Here is a 26,281-nt window from a genome sequence, read left to right as displayed (position 1 = left end):
CTATCTCCTTTAGCTATTTTGGGTTTTCGATATAACGTAGATGCCGGTCTGGGCCAGGAGGTTGGGGAACATCCTGATCCTATATCCACCGTTAAGAAAGATGGCTTTCTCGATCATTATGCCATTAACCCTGCAATAGTTGTGAAAATCAGACAAACTCAAGAAATGCAGATTGGGCGAGTCATACCATTGGAACGGCAGGGCAGGGGTTACGGGCGCCCGTCCTGCTACACCCAGTTGCCACCGAGCTGAGATGTGGGCGAAGTTGGATACGCCAACGATGGCCTTTTTGCCTACCCTAACTGCCTCAGCCAGAACCTTCTGTGGCGATTTGACCTGTTGCAGGCACTGGTTGAGGATCACATAATCAAAAGACGTATCGCCGTATTCGGCCAGACCGTTGTCGATGTCCTGATGCGAAACCGACAGGCCGCGGCCGACGCAGCGGTAGATAGCCTGCTCGGAAATCTCGACGCCGCGGGCTTTGACCGAGCGTTTTTCGGCGAGATAAGCCAAGAGTTCGCCATCACCGCAACCTAGGTCGAGCACGCTCGATCCAGGATTGACCAGCCCGGCGATGACCTCGTGATCTTTTCTAATGGTGTTCATCGTTGTTTAAGCCTTGGGCGCTTTCCCGGAGGATTTTGTGCAGGAAATGGCGGATAAGGTGAGTCTCTTCATTCACCTCCAGAAGGAAGGCGTCATGACCATATGTTGAGTTAATCTCGCAATAGGTAACGTCGATGCCAGCTAGTTTGCAGCCGCGCACTAACTCACGTGATTGATTGGCAGGGTAAAGCCAATCGCTCTTGAAGGCCAGTACTAAAAACGAAGCGTGACAGACGGGGGCTAGCGTCGCAGCAAGTTCCTTCTCTCCAGCCAGATCGAAGAGATCTACAGCTCGGGTTATGTACAAGTAAGAGTTGGCGTCGAAGCGCTTGACGAAGTTGTCACCTTTATACTGTAAATAACCCGCTACCTCGAAATCGGCAGCGAATTTTTGCTTCGAAGTCGATTCGCGGAAGCGGCGGCCGAACTTCTCGGCCATGGACTCGTCGCTCATGTAGGTGATATGCCCGACCATGCGCGCAGTAGCCAATCCTCGCTCCGGCGCTTTGCCGTCGTAGTATCGGCCATTGTCGAAGTGTGGGTCAGAGAGTATCGCCTGTCGCCCCACCTCATTGAAGGCGATCTGTTGTGGCGAGTGTTTGGCCGTCGTGGCGATGGCGATGATTGAGTTGATCTTGTGCGGAAATTTCGCCGCCCAGGCCAGGGCTTGCATGCCGCCCATGCTACCGCCGGCCACACCGAGCAATTTTTCGATACCCAGATACTCGATGAGTCTGGCCTGGGCGGAGACCATGTCGCCGATGGTGATGATAGGGAAATCCAAGCCATAGGGTTCACCAGTAGCCGGGTTGGGGGATAATGGGCCTGTTGAGCCCTGGCAGCCGCCCAGGACGTTGGAGCAGACGACAAAAAGCTCGTCGGTATCGAAGGCTTTACCCGGCCCGACCATGCTGTCCCACCAACCGTCTTTCCCGGTGGCAGCGTTTATCCCGGCTACATGGGCGTCGCCGGTTAAGGCATGGCAGATTAACACTGCGTTGGATCGCTCAGCATTGAGGCGGCCATAGGTTTCATATGCCAGCATCACCGGTGCGATCACCTCACCCGACTCAAGCACGAGTCGGTCGATGGTGAAGTATTCAGTTCGGACGAGACCGAGTTCCGAGGTTGTCGAATCAGTCATTGGTATCTCGTTAAGCCGTTGCTTGCCGGAGGGCTTGGTCGATATCTTCGAGAATATCATCGATATGTTCGATGCCAATTGAAAGACGAATGTAGTCTGGGGAGACTCCGGTCGCGGCTTGTTCTTGGGATGTCAGTTGCGCGTGAGTGGTTGATGCCGGATGTATGACCAAGCTCTTGGAGTCTCCGATATTGGCCAGGTGGGAAAAGAGTTTCACTGAATTGATGAATTTCCGACCAGCCTCAAGCCCGCCCTTAATGCCGAAACCTACTAGCCCACCAAATTTATTCCCGAGATATTTGTGAGCGGTTGGGTAATTCGGATTATCGGGGAGGCCGGGGTAGTTTACCCAAGCCACTGCCGGGTGTCTCGCCAGGTGTTGGGCGACTTTGAGGGCGTTCTCGGAATGACGTTCCTGTCGTAGGGCCAGGGTTTCAAGTCCCTGCAACAATTGGAAGGCGTTGAAAGGTGAAAGTGAAGCGCCGAGATCGCGAAGTAGCTGAACACGGGCTTTGATGATGAAGGCCACGTTACCCATACCTGGGAAGTTGCCGAAAACGTCCCAGAACTTGAGACCGTGGTAAGTAGGATCGGGCTCGGTGAACTCTGGGAATTTACCATTGCCCCAGGTGAACTTACCGGCATCGACAATAACGCCGCCGATACTGGTGCCGTGGCCGCCGATATATTTGGTAGCCGAGGCAACAACGATATCGGCACCGAAGTCAATCGGGCGGACGATGCCGACCCCTACGGTATTATCGACGACGAATGGAACGCCCGCTTCATGGGCGATTTTGGCTATGGCCTGGAAATCCGGGACATCCAGTTTGGGGTTGCCAATGGTTTCCGCGTAAATGGCGCGGGTTTTAGTGGTGATTGCACTTTTCAAGGCGTCGAGGTTGCCGGATGGCACGAATTTGACCTCTCGCCCCAGCTTGGGGAAGGTGTAATGGAACAGTTCGTAGGTGCCGCCGTATAGATTGTTTAACGACACGATCTCATTGCCGGGGCGGGTGATGTTTAGGAGTGCTAGCGTCTCCGCCGCTTGGCCGGAAGCTACCGCCAATGCCCCGACGCCCCCTTCGATAGCGGCGATACGTCGTTCGAAGACGTCGGTGGTGGGGTTCATGATTCGCGTATAGATGTTGCCAAACTCTTTCAGTGCAAAGAGGTTTGCGGCGTGGTCGGAATCCTTGAAGACATACGATGTGGTCTGATAAATGGGTACAGCCCGGGCGCCGGTGGCTGGATCCGGCGTCTCCTGGCCGGCATGGACAACTATAGTTTCCAATTTGTGAGCGCTCAAATTAGTGTCTCCTTCTCGTCTAATTCTTTTTGGCTCCGACTAGATATAGTACATATCGGAATCAGGAGACACTTTGGCCTGTTGACGGCTCACAAGATCGGCCAAGGTGGTTTTCTCCAACACCGACGTCATAGCTCGCCCCATATCGCCCCAGATATCCCTAGTGGCACAGAATTGGGAACGGTTACACTTATCAGGGCTCTGGATGCAATCCACCGGCTCAATAGGACCTTCCAGCAGGCAAACGACTTCGTTTAACCGGATGTTGTCTGGCGATTTGGCTAGTTTAAGCCCGCCACGGGAACCGCGGACGGATTGAACGAGATGGGCATCAACAAGTGGACCTACCAAGTGCTCTAAGTATGGTAGAGAAATCTGCTGCCGCCGGGCGATGTCTTTTATAGGCACGACCTCGTCGCCGTAATGCTGTGCTAGGTCGAGCATGGCGCGGGTACCGTAACGGGCTCGAGTGCTAAGTTTCATTTTTATCTCCCAACTTTAATAGTTGAAGATTTGAATCAACATACTTATATTACCAATAAACAAATCGGAGGTCAAGGTCGTTTAGAGTCGTCGATGTTAAATCCCATGATGCACTGGTTATTCAGGACCGAGCAAAGTGAATGCGCTGGGGCAAGATCACTGGTTAAGCTGCTCCCGCACGATCAATCCAACATTCTCTGCGAATGTTCACTAGGTAACCAGCCATGACGTTTACGAGAGGCAATTCGACATACTATTGCCAAACGAGATTCCCGGATGGTACACATGGAGTTACATCTGGATGTAATCATTATTGGAGAACGAAATGGGCCGTTACCCAACCGTCGCCTCCAAACTTGAGATACTAGAGTTCATCGCGAGCAAAGAAACCGCCACGCTCGGCGACCTTGTGAACCAGTTTGGATATACAGCGGGAGCTGCCGCTGTTAGGTTATGCCGCCTCGAACATCAGCGCCTTATCGAAAAAATGTGGGCAAGCAAAGAAGGTTACTGCCTTACTTCAAGGGCATACGAAAGGCTGGAGTCATTAAGGCGTTCACGAGGCAAGACCTATTCCCAACTGCTCAATGAAATCGATGATCTGCGCCGCCAACTGGCCGAAAAAGAATCAGAAAATCAAGGATTGAAGAACGAAAATATCAGGCTCAAAACCGAGCTTTCGCAAATCAAGAGCCAGTATTATTGACCTTCTTAGGCTATCATCCAAACAAAAAAGGCGGCGAGCTCCCGGATTCCCCGGATGCTTCGCCGCCTTTTTGTTGGACACATTAGATAGGTATCAACTTATAGACTTAGCCCGTTCAGCCTCCACAATCCCAATGTCTTTGAAGTGCTGGAAGATTTCGTCGAGGAGTTTGTACGTGTCGCCGGACAACTTCTTACTGGCGCAGTCATTCCAATCCAAAAACAGGTACCGGATTTCCACGGCGTCCAGATCCTCGTCTAAGTAGAACCGGAACTCGTCGGCGGGGCCGCCCCAGGATAATTGCCAGCGAAAATATCCCCGTTTCTGGTCTTGGAAGGTTCCCTTGGCCACGTAATCGAGCACTAATCCGTATTCCTTGAACTTCCCCAACTCCGGGTGTGACGCGTCGGGATGTTTTTGATTCAGTCGCCAGAGCGTCCGTATGTCCCGCAACCGATCCTTAAGCTCGGCGTTCAGCCGTTCTCGGCATGATCCCTGTTTCATTTTGCCTCCTTCAAAGCAGTGTTTAGCCATTAGTAAGAACAAAAAAGGGGATATTCGTTCCCACACACGGGAACGAATATCCCCTTAAATAGCAAAAAGCGGGGCGCACACCCCGCTTCCTGCGTTGGTTGTTTTGTGAGTTCAAGCGTTCAGTTTTGGATTAGACCGCGACAGCTTCCCTTGCGATTTTCTTGGCTATCCTCGGCATCTTGGGTTTCTCGGTGATGGCTCTTGCCTCGGCTACCGCTTCTTCGACCTCTTTGTCCGGCTTAGTCTCGGCCACCTTCGGCGCTTCCACCTTGACCGGCTCAACTGCCGCCGCTTCTTTCGGTGGCTCGACTTTCACTGGCTCCGGCGCTTTCACCTCGGCCTTGACCTCGGCTTTCGGTTGCGGCTTGCCCACCGCCATCGGCATTACAACAAGTTGTAATCCGTCGGCCTTGAAGAGCGTCGGCAAGTGCGGCTCGGTGATGTTAAGTTCCACCATGCCGCCACAGGCTTTCAGGGCGTCGGCAAAAAAGCCGCCGTCAAGCCTTAAGCGCACCGGTTCGCCAGTGGTTTCGGCGGACAGCTCGGTTACACCCTTGTCGTCGGTTGCCGACATGATGACCTTGCCGTCCCCGATGGTGAGGTCTACCGGACAGCCCTTCACGTCGGTCAGCACCTTAAGACTTGCGATGGCTTTCAGCGTTTCCGTGCTTTCGAGGCTTACCGATGTTTTGAAGCCGGTCGGGATGAGAGGCTTGTGGTCGGGATAGTCGCCGCTCATGCCAGACCATCGGTAACGGATTAGCTCCGTTTCGAGAATAAGGTATGTCCGCTTGGTCGGTTCGTCCGTTTCAAAGGCGAGGCGTACCCGCCTGGCACGCTTTAGCGCCTGGGCGATACCCCGTAGCTCGTCCCGATGGATGACCGCAGTCCCTTCGCCGTCGAGGTCGAGCGTGGCGATGGCGAGTCGGTAGCCGTCGGCGGATACCATGTCGAGCTTGCCGTCCTTTGCTTTCAGGCAGACGCCTTGAAGGACTGGCCGCGAGCTTTGGGATGACGTGAAAGTAAGCACCCGCTCCAATGCTTCGGATAGCTCCAAAGCACCGAGGTTCGGTACTATGGAGTAGCGGGGACTGACCTTAAGCTCGCAGTAGCTCGGACTGGTACGATCGCCGGTCCATTCGTTGTTGGTAAGGTAGGCCGTGTTTGCGCCGCAGACTACCTTTAAGCATTTACCAGTGACCCGCGATTCGCTGGCATCACCGCCGGACGGGACAACCTTTATGATGTTGCTACCACCCAATGCTCTAAGGTAGGTAAGGAAGCCTTTGCGGCCTAGGGTGAAACCGAGTAGGTTCACCTTATCGGCCAAGGCCCTATTCAGGGCGCTGATAACACTTTGCCGCTGTGCGATAAAACCCTCACCTGAACGCCTGCCCTCAATATTTAATTGTTCGATTGTCTTTCCCCCCTTTTAGCTATCCAGTGATTGGGCAATTCCACCGGCTTCGCATAGTAGTAAGACACCCATTAGCCGCCGTTCGCTGGCCTAATGAATGCTCCCACTTATACAACCGCTAGAAGGGGTCAAAACGTTACCCACAGAAGGAAACTTGTTCACGCTTACGGAAGTGGCAAAGATACTTGCGTTCCGCGCCGTCCAAAGTTACGCCGTTCACCCGCTTGAAGGCAATCTGGATTAGCCGCTTAGGACAACTTAGCAGGAAAGTACGGGCGTCTATCCAGGCATCGAGGTCGAGCGCCGAGTCGTCGGGCAAAACGGACGACAAGCCGGTATCATTGTCGGCGTCCTCATCGCCGTCGAGACTTAGCAGGTTAGGGCTACGCTTCTTTTTGCGCCAGTAGTCGGCCACCTCGAAAGAAGCAATCCGGTACATGGCCGCTTCGGGCAAGGGCAAACCGCCCTTGCGGTTTTGAGCGTCGGCCAGTTCCATCATTATGCTGTGCCTTACGTCCGGCCTATCTTGCGTCGGTATTTTCCACATGAACCGCTTGGCAACTGCGTAGTATAGAAGCCAATCGCCGGTTAGCCGGTCATAGGACGTTGGCGGATTGTTTTGATCGTCAGGATAAGATAGGGTCGTTCTCAATACTTGACCCCCCTTTCAAAGAGGGGCAAGCGTTCAGGTCAAGGATTATCGCCTATTCAGTTGGTAAGGTGCTGGCGGTACAAAACCAGCACCTATCATGTAACAATCTTTGCGTTTGTTCAGCTACAAAATGAACCTATATTTACGACGCTTTCCCCGCCCACGATGAAATGATGGACATACCGCTTTAGCTTTGGAGTAAGCCCAGTTGAACAATAAGGAAGCTCTCTATTGCTCAGCAATCCACTCTTTCCGGCTGGTAGTTCGTCTCATTGGGAGGAGGCATTGCACAATCCGTCTTTGAACGTGGTGATTGTGTGATCGAGAGGCGGCAGATGGAATTACTTTACTGAATGACTAATGCGGTTTCTTTAAGCACCACAGGGCTTTGTATTTGGATTGCCGCGGCCTTACCGGCCGGTGTTTTTGGAGACTAAGCCTTTTGTGGGTTAGCCCAGGCGCTGTCGCCGGCGCCGCGCCCGGCCTTGGTCAGGCGGTAGAACCGCCGCGGCTGCCCGGGCGGGAAGTTGTCTTGGAAAGCCGATGGTTCGGTTTGACCGGTGAGCTCGACCCAGCCGAGCCTTGTCAGCATCGAAAAGTAAACAACAAACGAATGGTAGCGGCAGGCGATGGTTTTATAAGGAAGGTGTAAGTAGTATTCCTCGAAAAGCGCTTCGATCTTGTCTGGCGAGATGGGCTTGCCTTCTTTCCGGGCGATTTTCTCTGCCTGCCGTGTTGCCCGGTCCATGGCAATCTCTGAGATGAGGGCGAGTTTGTACTCCTGGAAGAGCTCCGATTGCGGCGCACCGACATCGGGATCGATCGCCGGTGAGCCATAAGGCGCTCGACCAGCCAAATATTCCCGAATGAACCAACCGCAACCGAACGGCCGGAGGAAGCCGCCCTTCTTAGGCTTTAATGGAATGCCCATCGCCCTTCCACAAATCATCGTACCAGCGGCGGTGTTCTTCACCGGCGACTTTGCGGTATTTGGCGGTGGTGTTGAAGCTCTGATGACCAAGGTGTTCCTGGAGCATTCTTAGGCCATCGCCGGAGTCGTTGTGTCTCATCGCGCGAATGGCGAAGGCATCCCTCAGTTTATGGGGCGACACGTAATGCACCTTGCCAGATTCATTATTTATGATCCGCGGCAACCCGGCTTTTTCTCCAAGTGTTTTAATGATCTGCCAGGCTCGATGCCTGTTGATTCCAAAAAGGAGTCGCTTGCCGTTACGGTTAATCGGACCTCCACGCGAGATGAATTCCTTTAGGAGGGCGATCAGATCATCATCCAATGGGAGAATTCGCTGCTTCCGATGTTCCTTGAGTTCCTTCACTGCGGCCTCGACCTTATCGCCGCATTTAGGGCAGAAGACCGAGGTCAAACCAAGAGAAGTACCGCACTTGGGGCATTTGAGCTTGACGCGGGATTTCAGATGTTTGATGGTGACGGTGCCAGCATCGAGATCAATGTCGCCGACCGCGATCCCCAATGCCTCAGAAACACGGCAACCGAGGTGGAACAACATCGTCACCAGAAGCATGTCGCGGAGGTTATCAGCGGTCGCGGCCAGGCGGTCGATCTCTTCTAACTCAAGGTAGGCTTTCATATTCTTTACTTTGCTCGCCATTTAGGGCAGGTGCATTCAGATTAAGATTTGCTTCCCTCAATGCTTTTTGCTGTTTCCGGTGGGCATCGGCGATAATCGAAGCAAGTATCCGCAGACCTGACAACAGCAAGTCTTCCTCGACCTGGTCTTCCGGATCTATTAGCTTGCGCTTTCGCATGTAACGAGAGTACCATACCTTTCGTCCCCCGTCACCGCAGAATGTTAAGTATGCGTAAATATTGACAGCCGCACTAAACAGCAATAAAATACATGTATGACGTTTGCAATATAATCATCAATCGTAGAAAAGGGGAATATTTTTCCATGCCGAAGAAATATAGCGCGGAAGACAGGGCGAGGTGGCTCAAACTAATTGAAGAGGGGAAAACTGAATCCAAAATCGTAAATGATACCAAGGCTGATCCTCGCACGGTCAGGGACGGTATCATCCAAGCGCGACGGGAACGGGACTTGCGAGAGGCAAATGTGAGCCTGATCCGAGATGCCCTTAAAAGGCATCAGGAACAACTACTTGCTGAACTCACTGAAACTGCCCGTTCCGTTGAGGTCCCGGCGGTTGAACTGGCGGTTGTCTCCTGGTACGAGCGCGAGCCACTGTCGGTCTTCCTCGATGAAGAGCGCCTGAAAGAAAAGTTCCTCGCCGGGAGATTTCCAAAAGCCGCCCTCAACAAGCCGTCTCCGATCAAGCAGCACCTGGGCCAAATCAAGCTTACGCGCTTTCTTTCCAAGTGGCAGAAAGAGTATCAAGCCCATTTGTTGGCTCGAATCGACCTCCAACTGAAGACGCTTGAACTCATCAGGAATAAGACGGGTTTACCGGTGGTCTCGGAAACTAAAGGTATTCATCCGCCGTTCGTTTTCAGTCACACCGCCTGCGCTGAACTCTATAAGTACGCGCTTCGACGACGTTTCTCAGGGGAACCTGGGAAAACGGATGCTGAGTTGAAAAATGGGATGGTTGTCGATCGGGAGCGGCACCTGGTCACCCTGTTTGGCAAACAACTGGCTGAGGTAGATGCCGAAGGCGAGGATAAGTGCAGGTCCGGTCTTCTTGCAGCATACGAAGAACTCACCAAAACGGTTGAACTTAAAGAAGTAGAAACAACGTATAAGAGCCTTGGGGAATGGGTAACGCCAATCAGAGAATTAATCAGCGAATATTCAGCAATAGGCATGCTACCGGGGACTTGCTCAATTTGTGAGCGGATCGGGACATAGGCGAAAGGTTAGGGAGGACAAAAGATATGAAGGCGGTACTTTATTGTCGGGTTTCGTCCGAAGCACAGGACACCGTGCTTTCCTTATCAGCGCAGCTTCGGGCTTTGAGAGAGTATGCCGAGAAAAACGGCCATGTGGTAGTTCGTGAATTCATTGATGAGGCCGAAAGCGGACGCTCAACCGACCGCCCGGCCTTTATGGAAATGATCTCGCTATCAAGGCTTAAACCGCCCCCGTTTCAAGCGATTTTAGTATGGAAGCTCAATCGCTTCGCCCGAAGCCGCAGCGATTCGGTGACCTTCAAGATGCTCCTGAAGAAGCAAGGCATCTCGGTGATATCAATCAGCGAGCCGGTGGATGATTCACCGACCGGACACCTCTTGGAGGGTGTCATCGAATCTATCGACGAATTCTACAGCCTGAACATGGGGCAGGACATCAAGCGTGGCCAGATGGAAAATGCCAAGCGCGGCTTCTTCAACGGCTCCCGGCCTCCTTATGGTTACAAGGTCATCAAGGTGAAGGACGGCGAAAAGCTCAGGAACAAACTCGAACCCATGCCGGATGATTCGGTTCCGATCCAGGTTGTTAAGCTCCAATTTGAAATGGCGTTGAAAGACCAGTGTTGCAAGGCCATTGCCTGTAAACTTAATGCGGACGGTCTTCGTACTCTTAAAGGTGAGTACTGGGGCCGGTCTACAGTCTACCAGGTGCTCACTAACGAAGCCTATGCCGGAGTTCTTGTGTGGGGCTCGGTCCGGCTGAAAAACGCTTGGCCTGCTGTCATTCCGCATGAGGATTTCTACCTTGTGCAGAAGAAGGTGGGGAATAAAAGCCCGGCCGTCGCGCACCCTCGGACGGTTACAAGCCAGTACCTCCTCTCCAGCTTTCTATTCTGTTCTTGCGGGCACTCGATGACTGGCCACAGCGCCAAATCCGGGGAATATGCTTACTATCAATGTATGCGGAACTACAAGCAAGGCAAGGAAGCGTGCTGCGCTCGTAGCCTTCCCAAGGAAAAACTTGAGAGGCTTGTGACTCAAAACCTAAAATCCACGATCCTGAACGAACAGAACTTGGAAGAACTCGTAAAGCTGGTGAATGAAGATCTGCGATCAGGTCATACCGCTTTATACGAGCGGCTATCCAACATCGATTCGGAACTGGAGGAAGTGAATACCAGGCTGCTCAAATTGTACGAGGCTCTTGAAACCGGGCTGTTAACGCTTCATGATCTAGCGCCCCGAATCAGGGAGTTACGGAACAAGCAAGATGAACTCAGTAAAGTGAAGGTACAGCTTGATGCAGACGCGGTCGTCGACAAGATGGATCAACTCAACCTTGAGGCAATCAAAACTCATGCAAGGGATTTGAGGGCTTTGCTTGAAGATGCCGATGTGGTAAGGCGGAAGGCGTTCATTAAGACATTCGTGAAAAGGGTCACTGTTGAGGGCAACACCGTGAAGGTGGAATATAGGCTGCCCATTCCGGGCGGTGATGGTGAAACAGTTCTACCTATTGATAGTTTTGGTGGAGCTGAGGGGACTCGAACCCCTGACATCCTCCTTGCAAAGGAGGCGCTCTCCCAGCTGAGCTACAGCCCCATGTGACGGGTGGGATTATACCAGCCCCCCGGAATAAGGCGCAAAAGAGCCGTCAGTGGACCGGGTCTTCGGTCAGCCTTACATAAATTGCGTCAGACATTTCCCGGTCGGTGGCGAACTGGCTCATGCCAGCCTGGAAAACGTATGACGGGAAACTCTGGATCAGCTTCACCGGCGCCCCCGGCAGGACGCCCATCGCCATCAGCTTTTGCAGCTTGTCAGCTTCCGGCGCGTAGAGATAAGCGACGGTACCGCTTTGTCCTGGACGCAGTTCGGATAACGGCGAGACCAGCTTCTGCGGGCGGGAGGCCGCCGCCTGGCAGCATTTGCCCGGCGGGATCGGCTTGTTATGCGGGCATACTTTGGGGTGCCCCAAAAGGACGCAGATGTTCTCGTCGAGTCCCTTATCCAGCAGATGCTCGAACTTGCAGGCCTTGTCGTGCATCATCTTGTCGCGGGTGCCCAGGACGTCGTATAACAGGCGCTCCGCCAGGCGATGGCGCCGCACCACGCTGCGGGCTTCCGGCAGACCTTTCTCAGTCAAATAGAGTAAACCATCACCGCCTGAAACCACCAGCCCGTCCTCGATGAGCTGCTCGAGGGCTTTGCGGGCTTGAAAATCGGCGGCGCTGGCGCCGGCTTTTTCCTCCTGTGTCTTGATCCACAGGCTCTCCAGTATCTCTTCACCGTGCTCGTCGATGTTCATCGTTTTCTCCTCAGCTTCTTGATGGCGGCAAATAGTTTCGGTTCGGCCGGTGTCTCATAGGCGCAGTTGGGGCAGCGCACCAGCCGGCAGCTTTTCCCCATGGGACAGGAGCCGCAGTAGGCGGTGCCGGAGGCGGCGTCGAACTCGAAGCCGCAGAAGGGGCATTTTATCCTGTCGGCGGAGGCGTCGTTCACAGGCTGACTCCGAGGAACTTCAAGGCCCGGTCGAGTCCCAGGCCAACCAGGAAGGCGAAGGGAAAGATGAAGCCGGCAATAGCTACCGCCGTCTTCCAGCCCCGCTCCTTGATCATGACCATGAACTGGGCGATACACGGCACGAACAGGGTCATGACTACCGCCGATACCAGAAGGGCGTTGCCGAAGAGCAGCCCCTGGGCGGTCAGATCATACAGCCCGGCGGCGCCGAAGTCCCGGCGGAAGAAGCCGATGACGAAAGCCACCGCCGCCTCGGCGGGGATGCCGACGAACTCAACGACCGGTTTAAGTCCGCTAATCAGAATGTCGAGGAGGCCGGCGGCATCGCCGGCCCACAACACCACGCTGGCCACGATGAAGAAGGGGATGACCTCTTTCAAATACCACTCCAGCCGGGCGTAGGTTTTTTGCAGCACGTTGGACAGGCGCGGCAGCCGCAGGGGCGGCACCTCCATGTAGAAGCAGGCACGCTGGCCCGGGATGATTCTGGAAGCCAGCCAGCCAACCAGGATAAAAACCGCGCCGACCACGCCAAGCCAGGTCAGCAGCATGCCGGTGGAGACGGACAGGATGCCGAAAATGACGCCAAGCTGGGCGGAACAGGGAATGGCCAGCGCCAGGAGCAGGGTGGTGATAACCCGCTCGCGTTTCGTTTCCTGGGTGCGGGTGACGATGGTGGCCATAGTGTCGCAGCCCAGGCCCAGGACGATGGGAATGACCGCCCGCCCGTTCAAGCCGATAAACTTGAAGACGCGGTCAATGAGCATTGCCAGCCGCGGCAGGTAGCCGGAGTCCTCGATCATCGAAAAGACGATGAAAAAGGTGGAAACGATGGGCAGGATGATGCCGATGGCGTAGGTGATGCCTAATGTGATGATGCCGTAGTCGCCGACGAAGAGGTCGGAAATGAGCTGGATCGGTATCAGATTCTGCAGCGTATTTTGAAAGAAGGGATTGATGAGCTGGCCGAAGACCTTCTCCTCCAGCAGCCCGACTAGCGTACCGGCGCCGAAGACGCCGACAATGAAATACATGGCGTACAGCACCGCCGCCAGGATGAGCCCGCCGGTGAAGGGGTGCATCATTGCTCGGGACAACCGCTCGCCGAAGCGCAGTCTGCCGGGCACCTGCTGCGACATGACGCTCGCGGCCAGTTTCGAAGCCGCCCGCTGCTGGGCCACCGCCAGAACGTAAGCCGGCGCCTGATTCATCGAAAGCCTGGCGCGGTCAACGATGGCATCGATTCGCGAACCGTCCGACCCTTCGCCCTCGGTTGCCGATTGCCGAATTTGCCCATCCTGCCTTAATAGCAGTAAAGCGATCGACCGGCTGGAAATGCGCTCGGCCGGCGGGCTGCCGCTGACCAGCGGCTTCAGATCGGCGACGGCGTTTTCAATTAATTCATCATAGACTATCGGCAGCGCCAGGCTGATGGCTCTGTAATCCAGAATTGCCTGTTTGAGTTCGGTAATGCCATGCCCGAGGGATGCCGCGGTGCCGATGACCGGAACACCCAGTTCGGCGGCAAGTTTCCCGGTATCGATGCCGATGCCGTGGGCTGACGCCTCGTCCATCATGTTCAGGACGACGATGACCGGTAGTCCCGCCTCGATGAGCTGGAAGGTCATCGGCAGCATCCGCTCCAGGTTTTTGGCGTCGATGACGTGAAGCACCACGTCCGGCTTCTCCTGGAGCAGGATAGCCCGGGCTACCCGCTCCTCCTCGGTAATGGAGTGCAGGGAGTACATGCCGGGGGTGTCGATAACCTCCACCGGGCGGCTGTTGAAAACGGCCTGGCCGCGGAAGATGTCAACGGTAGTGCCGGGGTAGTTGGAAATGATGACGCGCCGTCCGGTCAGGGCGTGGAAAACGGAACTCTTGCCGACGTTGGGGCTGCCGACCAGGGCGATCTTCAAGGAGGGTGCGCCGGTCATCTCAAGCCGGTGTCCGCGGCGCCGGCGGTGCTGGTTCGGGGCATGGCAGGCGGGGCAGCTTTCGACAGGCATATCGGCAGGTTCAGATCTCCTGGCGGACATATCTTTAGACCGCTTCCTGCCGGCAATCCGGGCACAGCCCGGTGAGCGAAATTTCGCCGCCGCTGATAGAAAAGCCGCCTGCTTGCGGCACCGCACCGACAATCTCAACTATGGGAAGCGTAAACTCGACGACTTTTCCGCACCGGGTGCAGATCAGGTGATGATGATGTTCCTGATGCGAAATCTCATAGTGGTGATGGTTCTGGTCAAGGTGCCGTTCCTCAACCAGCCCGCTCTCCTTGAATTTAGCCAGCGCCCGGTAAACTGTCGAAAGGGAGATCCGAGGCAGCTTTTTCCTGGCGCGCTGGTAGATCTCATCGGCATCAAGATGGCCCTTGCCGGCCCGGATGATGTCCAGGATGACAGCCCGCTGCCCGGTGGCTTTTAAAGCGGTTTTACCGAGCGGCATCACCGTCTCCGAGATATACGCAAATGCTAATCATTTGCAATTATTATATGGGAAACGTGGAAGAGTGTCAAAAAGCCGACCGCTGATTCATCGCCGGGGTGACAGGCTCAATAAATTGGAATGTGTTATAAAAAGCGCCGGCGGCTGAACCGGGTTTTTAGCCGGGTCAAATCCCGCCGCCGTCGAATTCCTTGGCCAGGGCTTCTAGCTTCTCTTTTAGTTCGTCGGTAGGCGTCACGATGCCGCCGATCTTCTCAAGGGCTTCGCAGCGTTTTTCCAGTTTGGCCTGTTCCGCCAGGATGTAGCGCACCGCTTCGGCCACCGGGTCGGGAAGATGGCCGTGTTCCAGGTCGGTGACGATTTTGGGCTTGTGTTCCTCGACAACCCGGCCGGGTATGCCAACGACGGTGGAACCCGGCGGCACGCTCTTGACCACGACAGAGCCCGCCCCGACTCTGCCGCCCTCGCCGATGGTGATATTGCCCAGCACGGTGGCGTTGGAGCCGATGACCACGTTGTTCTCCAGGGTCGGGTGCCGTTTGCCCTTGGACAGGCTGGTGCCGCCCAGGACGACGCCCTTGTAGATCAGCACATCGTCGCCGATAACAGAAGTCTCGCCAATGACTACGCCCATGCCGTGGTCTATAAAGAACCGTTTGCCGATAGTGGCGCCGGGGTGGATTTCGATGCCGGTGAGGAAGCGGGTCCAGTGGGACAGCCAGCGGGCCAGAAAGTGCCACCTGATCTTCCAGAACCAGTGGAAGACGCGATAGCCCCATAAAGCGTGCAGGCCGGGATAGCAGAAGATAACCTCGAAGACGCCCCGGGCCGCCGGGTCCTTGTCGAACACGTTCCGGATGTCTTCCCGAATGGTCTTAAACATACGTTCGCCTTTGAGTGGCGTTATTATACGCCGGGAAGGGTAAAATAGCTACGGAGCGGCGGGTTCGTCGGCCTTCGCCTCCAGCGACTCGTCCAGCCATTCGAAGTATGCCTCCGAACCTCCGATGACCGGCAGGGCGATGATCTCGGGGTTGTCGTAGCTGTGTATCTCTCTGACAGTCTCGACAACTACGCCAAGGAGTCCGGCCTGGGTCTTGACCATGAGCAGGCTCTCAGTGGCGTTTTCGATGCCGCCCTTCCACCAGTAGCTTGAGTTCATGCCGTCCATAATGCTGACGCAGGCCGCTTTTTTTTGTTCCAGCAGCACCTTGGCGATAAGCCTGGCCTCTTCGTTGTCCGCCGCGGTGACCATAATCAGGACGTGATTGAAATCATTCACCTAAACCTTGACCTCCAGCATTCTCTCGATTGCCCGGCGGGCTTTTACCGCGACTTCCTCTTCCACCTCCACCCGGGGTGCCTCGGTCTCCAGCGTATAAAGCACTTTATCGAGCGTGATCAGCTTCATGTTGGGGCACACCGCCTGCTCGGAAACCGGATAGAACTTCTTGCCTGGGTTCTCCTTCCTGAGGCGGTGGATGATGCCCATCTCCGTGCCGACGATGAACTCCTTGACCCCCGGGTCGCGGGCATAACGGATCATGCCGCCGGTAGATAAAACGGCGTCGGCGACCGCCGCCACCTCCGGCCGGCACTCCGGATGGACCATAGCCCTGGCGCCGGGATGCTCGGCTTTGAGTTCAAGTATGTACTCCGGCAGGATACGGGCGTGGGTGGGGCAGTAGCCCGGCCAGAAATGAATTCTTTTGTTCGTCTGCTGCTGGACGTAGAAGCCAAGGTACTGGTCGGGGACGAAAATAATCTCATCCTCCGGCAGGCTCTCAACGACTTTGACCGCGTTGGCCGAGGTGCAGCAGATGTCGCTTTCGGCTTTCACTCCGGCGGTGGAATTGACGTAGCACACCACCGGCCGGCCCGGCAGTTCGTCCTTCATCCGCCGCAGGCCGGCGGCGGTGATCATGTCGGCCATGGGGCAGCCGGCATGGGCGTCCGGCAACAGCACTTTGGACTCCGGCGAGATGATGGCTGCCGTCTCGGCCATGAAGTGAACGCCGCAGAAGACGATGATTTTGGCCCTGACTTCAGCTGCCCGCTGCGACAGCTCCAGCGAGTCGCCGACGAAATCGGCGATATCCTGTATCTCGCCCAGCTGGTAGTTGTGGGCCAGGATGACGGCGCCTTTCTCAGCGGCTAAAGTCCTGATTTTGTTGGCGATGCTGTCGGTATTCATATTCTTCTCATTTTATCATTCATGATCCCCGGTGCCGGGCCCCTTAACAGTGACTAACCGTTCCGGGTTGGCGTAGATGTTCATCCGATGGCCGCGCACGAAGCCGATGAGGGTGATGCCCAGTTTTTCGGCCAGCTTCACCCCGGAATCGGTGGGAGCGCTCCGGGAAATGAGGAATGGTATGCCGCGCCGGGCGGTCTTGAGGAGTATCTCGGACGAGATGCGCCCGGAAACCAGCAGCATCCTGTCTTTTGTCCCGATGCCCTCGATGAGGCACCGGCCGAAAACCTTGTCGACGGCATTGTGCCGGCCGATATCCTCGGAAAACAACTCGATGCCGCCGGGAGCCGCCAGGGCGGCGGCGTGGACGCCGCCGGTCGTCTTAAAAACCTCGCTTCTCTCCTGGAAATCTTTCATCAATCGGTAGATCTGGTCGGGGTGCAGCTTCATCGAGGAAACAACCGGCGGGCTGGCAACATCGGCGGCGGAGTAGAATGTCGCTCCCCGGCCGCAGCCGGAGGAGATGAAGCGTTTCCAGATCCGCCCCGCCTCGCCGCTGCTTTTTGCCGTTACCCTGGCGATGCCGCGTACCCCGTCAATGGTCATCGAGGTGATATCCCCGGCCGACTCGATAAGTCCCTCGGCGGCTAAAAACCCGGCCGCCAGATAGTTCTCCTCGGCTGGGGAACAAAGCATGGTCACCAGTTCCATATCGTTGAAAAATATGGTCAGCGCCGCCTCCCGCGCGACCTCGTCGCCGACAGGTTCCGCCGTTGCCTCTGACACGCGGGTGACGTCTAACCTGACGGTGTTATCAGTCAAGGTTCCCCGCTTCAGTTGTCTTTACGCTGCTGATAATCTGGAACATGCCCCCGAGCGCCCGCTTCTGAAAAATCACATCGAGCCCGGAGGCGATGATTTCCGCCGCCAGGCTGCCCTTCATCATTTTATAAGCGGTGTCGTTCTCAAACAGCCTGACGAAAGCTGAAATGGGCAGCTTGAAGATGATGTTTTTCGGCAGGCCGTAGTCCAGCGCCAGAAATTTGCCGCCGGGTTTCAATACCCGCCTAACTTCCTTGAGCGCCGCGGCCCGGATTTCCCTGGGCAGCTCATGAAGCCCGTAAGAGCAAAAGACATGGTCGAAAACGCCTTCGCTGAACGGCAAGGCGTCGACACTGGCGCGTTGGAAACTGACCCAGGCGGCCACATTTTTTTTCTGGGCGACGGCCAGCATATCCGGCGAAAGATCAACCCCGATAACCTGTCCCTGGCACACCTCGGGGGCGATGAGCGCGGTTGTCGATCCCGTGCCGCAGCATATGTCCAGCACCCGGTCGGTATCCTTGAGGCCAGCCATGGCCACAAATTTTTGCCTGAAACGCTTCTCCCCGCCGAAGGGGACAAAGGAAAGCCTGACAACGCGGTCATAAAGTTTCGCCCAGCGCCGCCAGAAGCTGACGCTGTAATACGAGGGTATTCGGGTGGATTGGATTTGTTCCGGCATAATCTCTCCTCTGGGGAATAAGAGCATTATACGGAGGCGGCAGGTGACGGGCAAGGGCGGCTCCCCGCGGGCATGTCAGGCTTATCTCCGGCCATGTCCGCTGCCTTTGGCGTATGGTAATATTTAGCCCGATGAGTGATTCCAATTCAGATACGGCGCGGCGGGCTCATCCGGCGGTGAGCCGGCTTTCACTGGGTCTTGAAACGCGCGCCCTGCTTGAGCGTCACGGCCTGGCTGCCCTCAAGAGCATGGGGCAGAATTTCCTCACCGACCGGGGAGTGCTGGATAAAATTCTGGCCGCCGCCGCGGTCGAGCCTGAAGATACCGTCGTCGAGGTCGGCCCCGGTTTGGGCGTACTGACCAGGGCGCTGGCTGAACGTGCCGGCCGGGTTATCGCCGTCGAATTGGACCGGGGCATGGCCGCCTTGCTCAGGGCAAACTTTGACGGGGTACCCAATGTCGCCATTGTCGAAGGCGATATTCTGAAGGCCGATATTGAAGCGCTGGCCGGCGGCGCGCCTTACATGGTCGTCGCTAATCTGCCGTATTACATTACTTCGCCGGCACTGCGCCATTTTCTTGAAAACCCCCATCCGCCAGGGAAACTGGTGGTGATGGTGCAGAAAGAGGTGGCGCAGCAGATCACCGCCCGTCCGCCGGAGATGAGCCTCCTTTCCGTAGCCGTCCAGTTTTTCGGCGTGCCGAAGCTGGTGAGCCGGGTCCCGGCCGGCGCGTTCTACCCCCCGCCCAGGGTTGACTCGGCGCTGCTCCGTATCGACGTCCTGCCGGTCCGGCGTTTATGCCTGGAGGAAACCGCCGGGTTTTTTAAGGTCGCCAGAGCCGGCTTCGCCACCCGGCGCAAACAACTGGTGAACGCGCTCGCGGGAGGGCTCGGCATCGGGAAAACTGAAGCCGCGGCATGCCTGGCGGCGGCGGGTGTAGACCCGTCCCGGCGCGCCGAGACTTTGTCAGTTGACGATTGGGTTGCCCTGTATCGAGCTTGCCGGAGCGCCGGTGCTTAAGCTGCTGGCTCCCGCTAAAATAAACCTTTGCCTGGAGGTCACAGGCCGCCGTTCTGACGGCTACCATGAAATAAAAAGCATCATTCAGGCGATAGACCTGGCGGATGAACTTGTCTTTGAGCCGGCCGACACTCTGTCCATTTCGGCGGACGCCCCCGGCTGGAGGGCTGAACGGAGCCTGGTGTCCAAAGCGGCCCGGATGCTTCAAGAACGGACCGGGACCAGCTTCGGCGCCCGGGTCAGGCTGACCAAGCGCATCCCGCTGGTATCGGGACTGGGGGGCGACTCCTCGGACGGCGCCGCGGCGCTGAAAGGATTCAACCGGCTGTGGCATCTGGGGCTGTCCGAGGCCGAACTGATGGAAATCGGGGCGGCGCTGGGGTCCGATGTCCCCTTCTTTTTTTGCGGCGGCACCGCGCTGGCGGAAGGCCGCGGCGAACTGCTGGCGCCGCTGCGGCCGTATCCCGGCAGCTGGGTGGTCATCCTGATGCCGCCGCTCAGGGTTGAAGGCGGCAAGACGGCCAGGCTTTACGCCTCGCTCCGCCCGGAGGATTTTTCGGACGGGTCGCTGACTGAGGAATTCGCCCGTTTGCTCATGGAAGGTAGCGCAGTCCCTCCGGAGATGTTCCACAACACTTTCGAGAGGGCGGCCTTCGAACTCTGGCCGGATTTCGGCCGCTACCGCTGGCGCTTTATCGAAGCCGGAGCGACAAGGGTCTTCCTGTCGGGCGCCGGGCCGAGCCTGTTCAGCCTTCACGCCGACTACTCCGAGGCGGAGCGTATCGCCGCCAATCTTGAGGAGCAAGGCCTCAAGAGCTTCCTGGCGCGGACCGCGGGACATTTGGAATAGCCGCCGCGGCAGGATATTATTAAAGATATACTGGAGAGGAGCCGAATATGGGAACGACGGAGAATCTTGGCGCGGCTTTTGCCGGCGAAAGCCAGGCTAATAGAAAGTACCTCTTTTTTGCGGAAAAAGCGGAGGCCGAAGGGCAGTCTCAGGTAGCCCGGCTTTTTCGGGCCGCCGCTGAAGCGGAAACGGTGCACGCCCGCAACCATCTCAATGTATTGAGAGGCATCGGCGGAACGGCCGACAACCTGAAAGCGGCCATCGGCGGCGAGCACTGGGAATTCACCCAGATGTACCCCGGCTTTATTGACCAGTCACGCAAGGACGCAAACGCTTCCGCGGAGCGCAGTTTTTCCACCGCCAATGCCGTGGAGGAGATCCACCACGCCCTGTTTCAGAAGGCTCTGGCCGACCTGCAGGTAGGCGTCAAAGCTGAAGCCCGCCCTTATTTTGTTTGTCAGGTGTGCGGCAACACAGTGCTGGGTGAGGCACCTGATTTTTGCCCCATCTGCGGGGCGCCGAAATCCAAGTTCAAGCAGGTAGATTAACGGCCGGCAAGCCAATCGCGGACAAACGCTTCTTCCGCGCCGCGGGTGCCGATAGGGCCGTCGAGCCGCCGGTCGCGAAGGTCTTCTAGCAGGCGTTTGATGTCCGGCCCCCGGCTGACACCCAGGCGTTTCAGGTCCTCGCCGGTGAGTTCCGGGGCGGCGCAGCGCCATTCGCCCTGAAAGCGTTCCACGTAATATGCCGCGCCTCGGCTGAATGCCGCCAGGGCGGCGGTTAAAGCCTCATCCACGAGGCCGTCCAGCAGGTGATGGACCAGGCTCGGTTTAGTCCCAACGGCAGTCAATGTCGCTTCCGCCTGGACTAGTTTCCCGGCATCGCGGACGGCGCGGGCTTGATGCTTGGTCAGCCTGAGCCTGCCGATGAATTCTTCCCGGTGAGAGGCGTCCAGCCGCCAGGCGAGCAGCGCCAGGTAAGCTTCCGGCGGCGGTTGTTCGACCAGCGACCGCAGCCTTGAACAAGCATCCATCAGCCACTGGTCGCTCCGGAGCGCCGGATGCCACGTCCGCAGCAAGCCCAATTCGCCAGCCCGGCGAAAGACTTTTTCCGGCGCCGGTTCTTTCAAGACGCATTCCAGTTCGTAGCGCAGCCGGTCGGCGGTGATGGTTTCCAGCAGGGGAAGGCCGCGCTGCAAGAGGTCCAGCGTCATCGGTTCGATTTTAAAGCCCAGGCGCTGTTCGTATCTTACGCCCCGCCACAGGCGGGTGGCGTCGTCAATGAAACTCCGGACATGCAGCACCCTGATCAGCTTGCTCTCAAGGTCGGGCCGGCCGCCGCACGGATCGATTAAACGCCCGAAATCATCCGGGTTCAACGAGACCGCCATGGCATTTATGGTGAAGTCCCGCCGGGCAAGGTCCTGGATAATCGGACCGGGACGGGTTGAGGGCAGCGCCCCCGGGCGGGGGTAGGTCTCCTGCCGGCTGCGGGCGATGTCAATGACGTATCCGTCCCAAAACAGCCTGGCGGTATTGAACCGGTGGTGAACGTTAACGTCCGGAGGGGATGCTGCCAGAGCCTCCGCCAGCTCAATGGCATCGCCCTCGACGCTCAAATCCAGGTCGCCCCCGCTCCGGCCCAGCAGCAGATCGCGGACGGCGCCGCCTACCAGATAAAGGCGCCACCCCCGCGCCGCCGCCGCCGCCGCGGCGCCCCGCAGGAATTCGGCAGCATCAGCCGGCAGCAGCGCTTTCAATTCCCGGGCCAGATTGAGATCAGTCATATTAAGCCCCAATTATACACGAAGTCCTGCCCGGAATCGTAAGGTTTGACATCCAGCCGGCCAGCTATTAATATGAGAAAGTTCCTAACGTTTGGTATCTTGATACGCTATCAGTGGTTTATTGCCGCAGGGAGATTGACCGATGAAATTATCAGCCCGGGGCCGGCATTCGATGGAAGCGATGTTCGACCTGGCCATCCATTACGGTGAGGGGCCTATTCTCATCCGCGATATTGCCATGCGCCGCCGGATTTCCGAACAGTACCTGGCCCAGCTGTTTATCCCCCTGCGCATCGCCGGACTGGTGCGGAGCGTCAGAGGCGCCAACGGCGGATTTGTATTGGCCAAGGAACCCTCCGAGATCCGCCTGTCGGAGGTCGTCCGGGCTACCGAGGGTTCCACCGCCCCTTCGGAATGTGTTGACGATGCCCGTGTCTGCTGGAAGGGCGAGCACTGCGTGACGCGCCAGGTTTGGGCCCAGATCAAACAGGCGACCGACGGCATTCTGGATTCCCTCACCCTTGCCGACATGGTCGAACGCTGGCGCCAGAGCGGAGTACCCGAAGTGCCGGAAGAGGAAGGCCTCTTAAGTGCCTGACCGGACCTGCCACTGCTACGGCTGCGGACGCAATCAGGGTGTCGACCCATCGGAACTGCCCTGTTTCGCGCTCAAGGGCTGGTATATCTTATCCCACCTGGAGGGGCCGGAAGACATTAAACGCTACGGCTTCTGTTCCATCACCTGTTTACAGCGCTGGGTTAACGAACACGCCCCGTCCGTCCCTGAAATCTTCCTCACCATCGACGAATTTTAACCCCCCTTGAAGCCGGGCGTCGATTGCCTTCAATTGACCTTCTGCTATAATCAGGTCGCATGAAACGCTGTTATTTTGACTACGCCGCCACCACGCCGGTCGCTCCTGAAGTGCTGGAGGCGATGCTGCCCTATTTCAAAGACCGCTCCGGCAACCCTTCTGCGATCTACGCTGAGGGCCAGTTGGCGAGGCAGGCGGTGGAACATGCCCGCGCCTCCGTCGCCGGGTTGATTAATGCCCGGCCGGATGAAGTGGTTTTTCTTTCCGGCGGCACCGAAGCTGACAATATGGCTCTGTCCGGCGTCGCGGCCGCCGGGTGCAAAGGCCGTCATATCATCACTACCGCCATTGAGCATCACGCGGTACTGGAAACCTGCCATCAGTTGGAAAAGAACGGGGTGGCGGTAACCTACCTGCCGGTCGACGCTGAGGGGCGGTTGGACCCGGCGGAGGTGCGGCAGGCCATCCGCCCGGATACGGCGTTGGTCTCGGTGATCATGGCGAACAATGAGATAGGCACGCTCCAGGATCTGGCTGAGATATCTGGAATCACCCGTGAACACGGGATCCTGCTGCACACCGATGCCGTTCAGGCCGCCGGCCGGGTCCCGGTGGATGTCCAGGCCCTGGGGGTAGACCTCCTGTCGATATCGGCGCACAAGCTCTACGGCCCGAAGGGCGTCGGAGCTCTCTACATACGCAAAGGCACCCGGATTGTGCCGATTGTCTGGGGAGGCGGCCAGGAGCGCGGGCGCCGGAGCGGGACGGAAAACGTCCCCGGCATCGTCGGCCTGGGCAAAGCCGCGGAGACGGCGGTGTCGATGATGGCTTCAGAGGCGGCCAGACTGGCTGCCCTCCGCGACAAATTAATCGCCGGGGTGCTTGCCGCGGTGCCTGCTTCCCGGCTGAACGGCCACCCTTCACACCGGCTGCCGAATAACGCCAATTTTTCATTCGACCATGTTGAGGGGGAGAGCGTCTGCCTCAACCTTGATCTGGAGGGCGTCTCGGCTTCGCCGGGATCGGCCTGTTCCTCCACCAGCACGGCGCCGTCTCACGTCTTGCTGGCTCTGGGATTACCGCCCCACCAGGCTTTCGGCTCGCTCAGGTTGTCCCTGGGGCGCTGGACGACGGAGGCGGACATCGACCGGGTGCTTGCAGTCCTGCCCGGCATCGTCGCCCGACTCCGGGCGATGTCGCCTTTCCGCAACCAGTAAACCAGCTGAGGGCTATTCGGCAGGCGCCGGGGGTGCCGAAGCCTGCGGCTCTTTGCCTTGAGCCTCAAGGTACGGCTTGATGCGTTCGATGACCGGGAAACCGGACAGCACCACGGTGACGTCAATCAATCCTTTTTCGATAGGGTAATCGCCGTAGCGGATTGAGGCTTCGGGGGCGATGCTCTTCAGATATTCGCCCAGGAATTTTATCAGGTCGGTGCCGATCTCTTTCTCCGGCGCTGAAACCAGGTACAGCGCCTTGGTGGCGGTTTTGGTGTCGCACTGAATGGATAACTCGCTGATAGCCTCATCCATAGCTTTGCGGCCGCTCATATTCTCGTCGCCCTCTTTATCCCAGGGCATGGTGATCAGCGGGATCAGGGTTTTGCCATAGCCGATGGCTGTCCATCCGGAGAGCATTTGCAGGATGTCGCTGGCGGCCAGCATGCCGACGCCGATATGGCTGCGCTTCTTCTCTTCGCCGGCGCAAAGCAGGCTGTAGAACGGCCCGGCGATCGCCTTGTTGATCTCGGCGATATTGGCGCTCCAGGACATACCCTTTTTTACATACCGCTGATTCTCAATCAGGAAAACGGCGTCCATATTGACTTTGGCGCTGCGCAGGCAGTGGGTGGTGTTTTCGACGTTGATTTTTTCCAGCGCTTCCTCATGCTCGAAAGGCAGGACGCAGATGCCGAAAACCGCCTGATCGCGGTAGCGTTCCTTGAGTATCTCGGCGATTACCGGCATGCAGCCCGCAGCTGTGCCGCCGGCCGTGCCGCCCAGCAGCAGGAAGGCGTCGGATTCGGCAAATTGTTTGGACTGGCGGATGGCGTCGATAACCTTGAAGCCCTCCTCCCGGGCAATTTGGGCGGCCAGGGCAGCCTGTTTACCAACGCCGCGGCCTTTGGTCTTGTTTTCGCCGATTACCAGTCGGTGTTTAGCTTTGATCGATGCCAGGCCGCGGAGTGACGAGGCATCGGTATCCACCGCGAAAGCCCCGGTCAGGATATCGACTTTGCGGAAACTGCGGGCTCTTTCGTGAAGACGGACGAATTCGTCAGCCAGCCGTCCGCCGCACTGTCCCAGGCCGATTACCATCAGTTTCATGGTTTTCCTCCTCGATTTTATTCTGGCTGCTGGTGGAAAAATGGGGAAGCCGATCCAGAGGGAGCCGCGGGTTTCCAGTCCTTTGATTCTAACCCCCGATCCGCAGAATAGCAATAGATAGATGACATAATAATCCTGTTCAGGCGGTGTTGCGCACGTTTCAAGCCGTTCACGTCAGGTTGTATTTGACATCTCAGGGCGACAAACCTATTATTTATTACCGTTCGTAACGATAAATGCCAGGTCTGCAAGATATATTTCCACCAGCGGCGTTTCTCATTTATTCCAGGGCCGGCTTGCGACCTTTCGGCGTGCATTTAGATAAGACAGAGGAGTGCTGATGGAGACTGTGGCGCCGGTCAAGGACCCGGGGTTCGATTCCGAAGAAGCTAAAAAACGTAAGAAGTACATGGTGGACCTGTTCGTGGTCCAGGCCAAGAATTATGATTTCCACGATGATGTCTACGGCCTGTATGCTCACCGGCTGTGGGTGCGCACCATGGTCAAGATTATCGAAAAGTTCCTGAAGGGCAGGAAGCGCGCCGACATGCTGGATATGGGCTGCGGCACCGGCTTCGTCACCTTCAACGTCGCCCGCAAGCTGCCCAAGGTGGAAAGCATCGAGTCCTTCGACCTGTCCCCGGACATGATTGCCGTGGCTAAAGAGCGCTATGAGAAGGGTTTTAAAGGCCGCAAGATTAAGTTCTGGGTGGCCGACGCCGAAGTCCCCTTCGGCAAGAACAAGTACGATATCGTTACCACCTCCTTCGCCTACCGCAACTTCGCCAACAAGCACCTGGCCACCCAGAACGTCTTCAATTCTCTTAAGCCGGGCGGCATCTTTGTTATCCAGGACCTGACCAAGCCCGAAAAACACCCCATGAAGGGTCTGTACGCCTTCTATATGAAGTTCATCCTGCCGGTCATCGCCAGGATCCTGGGCACCGAGAAATCGGCGGCCGGCTGGCTCAAAAAGAGCACCGACATGATGCCGACCAATGCTCAAATCCAGAAAATTCTGGAAGACAACGGCTTCACAAACTGTTATTACAAGAGCCTTTCAGGCGGCATTGCCTGCATCGTCGTTGGCTTCAAGCCGGGAGGTTAGGG

Annotated in this window: 30 protein-coding genes, 1 tRNA gene and 1 pseudogene; 10 read left to right on the top strand and 22 right to left on the bottom strand. The window is 57.0% G+C overall.

Going from position 1 to position 26,281, the window contains the following annotated elements:
• Nucleotides 1-9: 9 nt before the first annotated feature.
• From metW to DEALK_RS00925, 4 genes are read right to left on the bottom strand one after another with little or no spacing between them, the layout of a single operon-like run.
• Nucleotides 10-609, bottom strand: a complete 600-nt coding sequence (metW, locus tag DEALK_RS00940) for a methionine biosynthesis protein MetW (protein ID WP_058437855.1) — start codon at nucleotides 607-609, stop codon at nucleotides 10-12.
• A complete protein-coding gene (metX, locus tag DEALK_RS00935; RefSeq protein ID WP_058437853.1) occupies nucleotides 596-1,753 on the bottom strand; it encodes a homoserine O-acetyltransferase MetX in 1,158 nt (385 codons plus the stop codon). The genes metW and metX overlap by 14 nt, the downstream gene beginning before the upstream one ends.
• A 10-nt stretch (nucleotides 1,754-1,763) precedes the next feature.
• Nucleotides 1,764-3,062 carry an O-acetylhomoserine aminocarboxypropyltransferase/cysteine synthase family protein gene (locus DEALK_RS00930; RefSeq protein ID WP_058437851.1) on the bottom strand — a complete coding sequence of 433 codons (1,299 nt, stop codon included), beginning with the start codon at nucleotides 3,060-3,062 and terminating at the stop codon, nucleotides 1,764-1,766.
• A gap of 39 nt (nucleotides 3,063-3,101) precedes the next feature.
• Nucleotides 3,102-3,545, bottom strand: a complete 444-nt coding sequence (locus DEALK_RS00925) for an RrF2 family transcriptional regulator (protein ID WP_058437849.1) — start codon at nucleotides 3,543-3,545, stop codon at nucleotides 3,102-3,104.
• Between the two features lie 313 nt (nucleotides 3,546-3,858).
• Between DEALK_RS00925 and DEALK_RS00920 the strand changes: the two genes are divergently transcribed.
• Entirely contained in the window at nucleotides 3,859-4,251 is a 393-nt protein-coding gene (locus tag DEALK_RS00920) for a hypothetical protein (protein WP_144437049.1), read from the top strand.
• Nucleotides 4,252-4,344: 93 nt separating this feature from the next.
• Here the strand turns inward: DEALK_RS00920 and DEALK_RS00915 are convergent, their stop codons facing one another.
• From DEALK_RS00915 to DEALK_RS10045, 6 genes are all read right to left on the bottom strand, one after another.
• A complete protein-coding gene (locus tag DEALK_RS00915; RefSeq protein WP_058437845.1) occupies nucleotides 4,345-4,755 on the bottom strand; it encodes a hypothetical protein in 411 nt (136 codons plus the stop codon).
• Between the two features lie 160 nt (nucleotides 4,756-4,915).
• Nucleotides 4,916-6,115 carry a DNA polymerase III subunit beta gene (locus DEALK_RS00910; RefSeq protein ID WP_244881566.1) on the bottom strand — a complete coding sequence of 400 codons (1,200 nt, stop codon included), beginning with the start codon at nucleotides 6,113-6,115 and terminating at the stop codon, nucleotides 4,916-4,918.
• Between the two features lie 223 nt (nucleotides 6,116-6,338).
• Entirely contained in the window at nucleotides 6,339-6,854 is a 516-nt protein-coding gene (locus tag DEALK_RS00905) for a hypothetical protein (RefSeq protein ID WP_058437841.1), read from the bottom strand.
• 433 nt (nucleotides 6,855-7,287) lie between these two features.
• On the bottom strand, nucleotides 7,288-7,785 hold the full coding sequence (locus DEALK_RS00900) for a hypothetical protein (RefSeq protein ID WP_058437839.1): 498 nt from the start codon (nucleotides 7,783-7,785) through the stop codon (nucleotides 7,288-7,290).
• Entirely contained in the window at nucleotides 7,763-8,464 is a 702-nt protein-coding gene (locus DEALK_RS00895; RefSeq protein WP_058437828.1) for a tyrosine-type recombinase/integrase, read from the bottom strand. Before DEALK_RS00895 ends, DEALK_RS00900 begins: the two co-directional genes overlap by 23 nt.
• Nucleotides 8,448-8,642: a hypothetical protein gene (locus DEALK_RS10045; RefSeq protein WP_058437826.1), complete on the bottom strand. Its 195-nt coding sequence runs from the start codon at nucleotides 8,640-8,642 to the stop codon at nucleotides 8,448-8,450. Before DEALK_RS10045 ends, DEALK_RS00895 begins: the two co-directional genes overlap by 17 nt.
• A gap of 308 nt (nucleotides 8,643-8,950) precedes the next feature.
• Here DEALK_RS10045 and DEALK_RS00885 point away from each other — a divergent pair, with 308 nt between their 5' ends.
• Nucleotides 8,951-9,703, top strand: coding sequence for a hypothetical protein (locus tag DEALK_RS00885; protein WP_144437048.1), 753 nt, complete (start codon nucleotides 8,951-8,953; stop codon nucleotides 9,701-9,703).
• Nucleotides 9,704-9,729: 26 nt separating this feature from the next.
• Nucleotides 9,730-10,740: pseudogene (locus DEALK_RS10395) on the top strand (recombinase family protein); the annotation flags it as partial.
• 491 nt (nucleotides 10,741-11,231) lie between these two features.
• Here DEALK_RS10395 and DEALK_RS00875 read toward each other — a convergent pair.
• From DEALK_RS00875 to DEALK_RS00830, 10 genes are all read right to left on the bottom strand, one after another.
• Nucleotides 11,232-11,307: transfer RNA gene (locus DEALK_RS00875), tRNA-Ala, on the bottom strand.
• Between the two features lie 52 nt (nucleotides 11,308-11,359).
• Nucleotides 11,360-12,013: a metal-dependent transcriptional regulator gene (locus DEALK_RS00870; protein WP_058437820.1), complete on the bottom strand. Its 654-nt coding sequence runs from the start codon at nucleotides 12,011-12,013 to the stop codon at nucleotides 11,360-11,362.
• Nucleotides 12,010-12,207, bottom strand: a complete 198-nt coding sequence (locus DEALK_RS00865; protein WP_058437818.1) for a hypothetical protein — start codon at nucleotides 12,205-12,207, stop codon at nucleotides 12,010-12,012. Before DEALK_RS00865 ends, DEALK_RS00870 begins: the two co-directional genes overlap by 4 nt.
• On the bottom strand, nucleotides 12,204-14,264 hold the full coding sequence (feoB, locus tag DEALK_RS00860; RefSeq protein WP_244881565.1) for a ferrous iron transport protein B: 2,061 nt from the start codon (nucleotides 14,262-14,264) through the stop codon (nucleotides 12,204-12,206). The genes DEALK_RS00865 and feoB overlap by 4 nt, the downstream gene beginning before the upstream one ends.
• 4 nt (nucleotides 14,265-14,268) lie before the next feature.
• A complete protein-coding gene (locus tag DEALK_RS00855) occupies nucleotides 14,269-14,673 on the bottom strand; it encodes a Fur family transcriptional regulator (RefSeq protein ID WP_058437814.1) in 405 nt (134 codons plus the stop codon).
• 166 nt (nucleotides 14,674-14,839) lie between these two features.
• The gene (cysE, locus tag DEALK_RS00850; RefSeq protein WP_186007564.1) at nucleotides 14,840-15,556 is read right to left on the bottom strand and encodes a serine O-acetyltransferase; all 717 of its coding nucleotides are present in this window, start codon (nucleotides 15,554-15,556) and stop codon (nucleotides 14,840-14,842) included.
• A 48-nt stretch (nucleotides 15,557-15,604) separates the two neighbouring features.
• The gene (gene cutA / locus DEALK_RS00845) at nucleotides 15,605-15,955 is read right to left on the bottom strand and encodes a divalent-cation tolerance protein CutA (RefSeq protein ID WP_244881564.1); all 351 of its coding nucleotides are present in this window, start codon (nucleotides 15,953-15,955) and stop codon (nucleotides 15,605-15,607) included.
• Entirely contained in the window at nucleotides 15,956-16,867 is a 912-nt protein-coding gene (nadA, locus tag DEALK_RS00840) for a quinolinate synthase NadA (protein WP_058437812.1), read from the bottom strand.
• A 15-nt stretch (nucleotides 16,868-16,882) separates the two neighbouring features.
• Nucleotides 16,883-17,689 carry a formate dehydrogenase accessory sulfurtransferase FdhD gene (fdhD, locus tag DEALK_RS00835; protein WP_058437810.1) on the bottom strand — a complete coding sequence of 269 codons (807 nt, stop codon included), beginning with the start codon at nucleotides 17,687-17,689 and terminating at the stop codon, nucleotides 16,883-16,885.
• On the bottom strand, nucleotides 17,682-18,371 hold the full coding sequence (locus DEALK_RS00830; protein WP_058437808.1) for a class I SAM-dependent methyltransferase: 690 nt from the start codon (nucleotides 18,369-18,371) through the stop codon (nucleotides 17,682-17,684). The genes fdhD and DEALK_RS00830 overlap by 8 nt, the downstream gene beginning before the upstream one ends.
• A 131-nt stretch (nucleotides 18,372-18,502) precedes the next feature.
• Between DEALK_RS00830 and rsmA the strand changes: the two genes are divergently transcribed.
• The 3 genes from rsmA to DEALK_RS00815 are packed head-to-tail and all read left to right on the top strand — an operon-like array spanning nucleotide 18,503 to nucleotide 20,791.
• Nucleotides 18,503-19,393, top strand: coding sequence for a 16S rRNA (adenine(1518)-N(6)/adenine(1519)-N(6))-dimethyltransferase RsmA (gene rsmA / locus DEALK_RS00825; protein ID WP_058437806.1), 891 nt, complete (start codon nucleotides 18,503-18,505; stop codon nucleotides 19,391-19,393).
• Entirely contained in the window at nucleotides 19,386-20,243 is an 858-nt protein-coding gene (gene ispE, locus DEALK_RS00820) for a 4-(cytidine 5'-diphospho)-2-C-methyl-D-erythritol kinase (protein WP_058437804.1), read from the top strand. The genes rsmA and ispE overlap by 8 nt, the downstream gene beginning before the upstream one ends.
• A gap of 47 nt (nucleotides 20,244-20,290) precedes the next feature.
• On the top strand, nucleotides 20,291-20,791 hold the full coding sequence (locus DEALK_RS00815; RefSeq protein WP_058437802.1) for a rubrerythrin family protein: 501 nt from the start codon (nucleotides 20,291-20,293) through the stop codon (nucleotides 20,789-20,791).
• Here the strand turns inward: DEALK_RS00815 and DEALK_RS00810 are convergent.
• Nucleotides 20,788-22,029 carry a CCA tRNA nucleotidyltransferase gene (locus DEALK_RS00810; RefSeq protein ID WP_058437800.1) on the bottom strand — a complete coding sequence of 414 codons (1,242 nt, stop codon included), beginning with the start codon at nucleotides 22,027-22,029 and terminating at the stop codon, nucleotides 20,788-20,790. The genes DEALK_RS00815 and DEALK_RS00810 overlap by 4 nt on opposite strands.
• Nucleotides 22,030-22,171: 142 nt before the next feature.
• On the opposite strand from DEALK_RS00810, the gene DEALK_RS00805 reads away from it, so the two are divergent.
• Genes DEALK_RS00805 through nifS form a run of 3 tightly spaced genes read left to right on the top strand, consistent with a single transcriptional unit; the run spans nucleotide 22,172 to nucleotide 24,061 of the window.
• Nucleotides 22,172-22,627: an RrF2 family transcriptional regulator gene (locus DEALK_RS00805; RefSeq protein ID WP_058437799.1), complete on the top strand. Its 456-nt coding sequence runs from the start codon at nucleotides 22,172-22,174 to the stop codon at nucleotides 22,625-22,627.
• Entirely contained in the window at nucleotides 22,620-22,844 is a 225-nt protein-coding gene (locus DEALK_RS00800; RefSeq protein ID WP_058437797.1) for a hypothetical protein, read from the top strand. Before DEALK_RS00805 ends, DEALK_RS00800 begins: the two co-directional genes overlap by 8 nt.
• Nucleotides 22,845-22,903: 59 nt before the next feature.
• Entirely contained in the window at nucleotides 22,904-24,061 is a 1,158-nt protein-coding gene (nifS, locus tag DEALK_RS00795) for a cysteine desulfurase NifS (RefSeq protein WP_058437790.1), read from the top strand.
• A gap of 12 nt (nucleotides 24,062-24,073) precedes the next feature.
• On the opposite strand, the gene DEALK_RS00790 is transcribed toward nifS, so the two are convergent.
• Nucleotides 24,074-25,171, bottom strand: coding sequence for an FtsZ/tubulin family protein (locus DEALK_RS00790; RefSeq protein WP_058437789.1), 1,098 nt, complete (start codon nucleotides 25,169-25,171; stop codon nucleotides 24,074-24,076).
• 340 nt (nucleotides 25,172-25,511) lie between these two features.
• Here DEALK_RS00790 and DEALK_RS00785 point away from each other — a divergent pair, with 340 nt between their 5' ends.
• Nucleotides 25,512-26,279, top strand: a complete 768-nt coding sequence (locus tag DEALK_RS00785; RefSeq protein ID WP_058437788.1) for a ubiquinone/menaquinone biosynthesis methyltransferase — start codon at nucleotides 25,512-25,514, stop codon at nucleotides 26,277-26,279.
• Nucleotides 26,280-26,281: the final 2 nt, after the last annotated feature.

This window comes from Dehalogenimonas alkenigignens (assembly GCF_001466665.1).
GTDB classification, from domain to species: Bacteria; Chloroflexota; Dehalococcoidia; order Dehalococcoidales; family Dehalococcoidaceae; genus Dehalogenimonas; species Dehalogenimonas alkenigignens.
This window is presented reverse-complemented; position numbering and strand designations above follow the sequence as displayed.

What these genes read in the sequence shown, in the direction of transcription:
- nadA (WP_058437812.1), bottom strand. Translation starts at nt 16,867, where the DNA reads ATGAATACCGACAGCATCGCCAACAAAATCAGGACTTTAGCCGCTGAG.
- metX (WP_058437853.1), bottom strand. Translation starts at nt 1,753, where the DNA reads ATGACTGATTCGACAACCTCGGAACTCGGTCTCGTCCGAACTGAATAC.
- nifS (WP_058437790.1), top strand. Translation starts at nt 22,904, where the DNA reads ATGAAACGCTGTTATTTTGACTACGCCGCCACCACGCCGGTCGCTCCT.
- DEALK_RS00900 (WP_058437839.1), bottom strand. Translation starts at nt 7,785, where the DNA reads ATGGGCATTCCATTAAAGCCTAAGAAGGGCGGCTTCCTCCGGCCGTTC.
- DEALK_RS00895 (WP_058437828.1), bottom strand. Translation starts at nt 8,464, where the DNA reads ATGAAAGCCTACCTTGAGTTAGAAGAGATCGACCGCCTGGCCGCGACC.
- rsmA (WP_058437806.1), top strand. Translation starts at nt 18,503, where the DNA reads ATGAGTGATTCCAATTCAGATACGGCGCGGCGGGCTCATCCGGCGGTG.
- DEALK_RS00915 (WP_058437845.1), bottom strand. Translation starts at nt 4,755, where the DNA reads ATGAAACAGGGATCATGCCGAGAACGGCTGAACGCCGAGCTTAAGGAT.
- feoB (WP_244881565.1), bottom strand. Translation starts at nt 14,264, where the DNA reads ATGTCCGCCAGGAGATCTGAACCTGCCGATATGCCTGTCGAAAGCTGC.
- DEALK_RS00790 (WP_058437789.1), bottom strand. Translation starts at nt 25,171, where the DNA reads ATGAAACTGATGGTAATCGGCCTGGGACAGTGCGGCGGACGGCTGGCT.
- DEALK_RS10045 (WP_058437826.1), bottom strand. Translation starts at nt 8,642, where the DNA reads ATGCGAAAGCGCAAGCTAATAGATCCGGAAGACCAGGTCGAGGAAGAC.
- DEALK_RS00785 (WP_058437788.1), top strand. Translation starts at nt 25,512, where the DNA reads ATGGAGACTGTGGCGCCGGTCAAGGACCCGGGGTTCGATTCCGAAGAA.
- metW (WP_058437855.1), bottom strand. Translation starts at nt 609, where the DNA reads ATGAACACCATTAGAAAAGATCACGAGGTCATCGCCGGGCTGGTCAAT.
- DEALK_RS00810 (WP_058437800.1), bottom strand. Translation starts at nt 22,029, where the DNA reads ATGACTGATCTCAATCTGGCCCGGGAATTGAAAGCGCTGCTGCCGGCT.
- DEALK_RS00830 (WP_058437808.1), bottom strand. Translation starts at nt 18,371, where the DNA reads ATGCCGGAACAAATCCAATCCACCCGAATACCCTCGTATTACAGCGTC.
- DEALK_RS00855 (WP_058437814.1), bottom strand. Translation starts at nt 14,673, where the DNA reads ATGCCGCTCGGTAAAACCGCTTTAAAAGCCACCGGGCAGCGGGCTGTC.
- cysE (WP_186007564.1), bottom strand. Translation starts at nt 15,556, where the DNA reads ATGTTTAAGACCATTCGGGAAGACATCCGGAACGTGTTCGACAAGGAC.
- DEALK_RS00870 (WP_058437820.1), bottom strand. Translation starts at nt 12,013, where the DNA reads ATGAACATCGACGAGCACGGTGAAGAGATACTGGAGAGCCTGTGGATC.
- DEALK_RS00815 (WP_058437802.1), top strand. Translation starts at nt 20,291, where the DNA reads ATGGGAACGACGGAGAATCTTGGCGCGGCTTTTGCCGGCGAAAGCCAG.
- DEALK_RS00925 (WP_058437849.1), bottom strand. Translation starts at nt 3,545, where the DNA reads ATGAAACTTAGCACTCGAGCCCGTTACGGTACCCGCGCCATGCTCGAC.
- DEALK_RS00805 (WP_058437799.1), top strand. Translation starts at nt 22,172, where the DNA reads ATGAAATTATCAGCCCGGGGCCGGCATTCGATGGAAGCGATGTTCGAC.